This window comes from Stenotrophomonas sp. 05L44_2 (assembly GCF_056665995.1).
This window is the reverse complement of sequence record NZ_JBFTNR010000613.1, coordinates 1-2,555: the sequence shown is the minus strand read 5'-3', so window position 1 is coordinate 2,555 and position 2,555 is coordinate 1. Positions and strand designations below refer to the sequence as shown.

1 protein-coding gene is annotated in these 2,555 nt (G+C 65.7%); it reads right to left on the bottom strand.

From position 1 onward, the window contains the following. Nucleotides 1-17: 17 nt before the first annotated feature. Nucleotides 18-2,555: NAD-glutamate dehydrogenase domain-containing protein (locus AC1VAN_RS18180; protein WP_480986375.1), on the bottom strand; the 2,538-nt coding region annotated here is incomplete at its 5' end.

Below are 2,555 nucleotides of genomic sequence, written 5' to 3'. Positions count from 1 at the left end.
GCCTGGCACTACATCACTTACGCGCCGTGGGCAGCAAGCTGACCCAGGCGCTGCACCGCGACCGAAACGGTCGGGTAGTCCAGGGTCTTCTGCTCGGCCAGTTCGGCCAGCATCGCCAAGGTGAAGCGCAGGCTGCTGTCGTCACGACCGATCCACGCGGCCACCTTGGCTTCAGCGGTGCTGCCCTTGGTGGCCAGCACCTGGCCGGCCAGGCTGCGGTGGTGTGCGGCCAGTTCGTCGCGCAGCACGCCACGTGCCACCGCGTGCCAGCGGCCGTTGACCTCCAGCGCGTCGATCTGCTCGAACAGCCACGGCAGCTGCAGGGCGTCGCCCAGGCGGAAGTGGATCTTGGAGACATCCACCGGCTTCAGCTTGCGGGTACGGGCCAGTTCGATGATGTCGAACGCCGGTTCCAGGAAGTGCAGTTCGGCCAGCTGCTGTGCCAGCGCCGACGGCAGGCCCTTTTCCTTCCACTCGGCCACCAGGGCTTCGTAGGTCGGACGCTGCGAATCCGGCAGCACACCCGAAGCAACACGGATGTCGTTGAACGGACCCTGGTAGCGGTTGACCGCCTCGGTGATGCCCGGCATCGGGCCCGGGCGCGACAGCAGCCAGCGTACGAACGAACGCTGCAGCTTCCAGATCACTTCCAGCGCGTCGATCTGCACCGACTCCGGCAGCGTGCCGTCGAGGGCATCGATCTGCGCCCACAGCGCGCGTGCGTCCAGCGTTTCGCGGCTGATGGTGTAGGCCTTGGCGACCTCGGCAATGGAGCGGCCGGTGTCTTCCTGCATGCGCATCAGGAAGGTGGCGCCCATGCGGTTGATGGTCTGGTTGGTCACGGCCGTGGCGATGATTTCGCGCTTCAGGCGGTGACGCTCCATCGCGTCGGCGTACTTCTTCTGCAGCGGGGTCGGGAAGTAGCGCTGCAGTTCCTTGGACAGGTACGGATCTTCCGGGATGTCCGAATCCAGCAGCTGCGCGAACGCCACCAGCTTGGAGTAGGACAGCAGCACCGACAGTTCCGGACGGGTCAGGCCCTGGCCGCGTGCCTTGCGCTGGGACAGCTCGGCATCGGACGGCAGGAACTCGATCTGGCGATCCAGCAGGCCCTGCTGTTCCAGGGTACGGATGAAGTGCTGCTTGGAACCCAGGCGCTTGACCGCCATCCGCTCCATCAGGCTCAGCGCCTGGTTCTGGCGGTAGTTGTCGTTGAGCACCAGCGCGGCGACTTCGTCGGTCATCKRCGCCAGCAGCTTGTTGCGCTGCTCGACGGTCAGCTTCTTGGCCCGCACCACATCGTTGAGCAGGATCTTGATGTTGACTTCGTGGTCGGAGGTATCCACACCGGCCGAGTTGTCGATGAAGTCGGTGTTGAGCAGCACGCCGGCCTGGGCAGCTTCGATGCGGCCCAGCTGGGTCATGCCCAGGTTGCCGCCCTCGCCCACCACCTTGCAGCGCAGCTCGCCACCATTCACGCGCAGGGCGTTGTTGGCGCGGTCGCCGACATCGCTGTGCTGCTCGCTGGCGGCCTTGACGTAGGTACCGATGCCGCCGTTCCACAGCAGGTCGACCGGTGCCTTCAGGATCGCGCTCATCAGATCGTTCGGCGACAGCGCCTTGACGTTCTCGTCCAGGCCCAGCGCTTCACGCACCCGCGGGGTGATCTCGATCGACTTCAGGCTGCGCGGATACACGCCGCCGCCCTTGCTGATCAGCTTGGCATCGTAGTCCGCCCAGCTCGAACGCGGCACGGTGAACAGACGCTCACGTTCGACGAACGTGGTCGCTGCATCCGGGTTCGGGTCCAGGAAGATGTGGCGGTGGTCGAACGCAGCGACCAGGCGGATGTGGCGCGACAGCAGCATGCCGTTGCCGAACACGTCGCCGGACATGTCGCCGACGCCAACCGCGGTGAAGTCCTGGGTCTGGCTGTCACGGCCCAGTGCACGGAAGTGGCGCTTGACCGACTCCCATGCGCCGCGCGCGGTGATGCCCATGCCCTTGTGGTCGTAACCGACCGAACCGCCGGAGGCGAACGCATCGCCCATCCAGAAGCCGTGCGCGATGGCCAGGCCGTTGGCGATGTCGGAGAAGGTCGCGGTGCCCTTGTCGGCGGCCACCACCAGGTACGGATCGTCCATGTCATGGCGCACGACATCCACCGGCGGCACGATCTTGTTGTTGACGATGTTGTCGGTGATGTCCAGCAGGCCCTGGATGAACAGCTTGTAGCACGCCACGCCGTTGGCGAAGATCGCATCGCGATCGCCGTTCACCGGCGGCATCTTGGCGAAGAAGCCGCCCTTCGCGCCGACCGGCACGATGACGGTGTTCTTGACCATCTGCGCCTTGACCAGGCCCAGCACTTCGGTACGGAAGTCTTCGCGGCGATCCGACCAGCGCAGGCCGCCACGGGCGACGGCACCGAAGCGCAGGTGGGTACCTTCCACGCGCGGGCCATACACGAAGATTTCGCGGTACGGGCGCGGCTTGGGCAGGTCCGGCACCAAGGCCGAATCGAACTTGAAGCTGATGACATGGCCGTGCTGGCC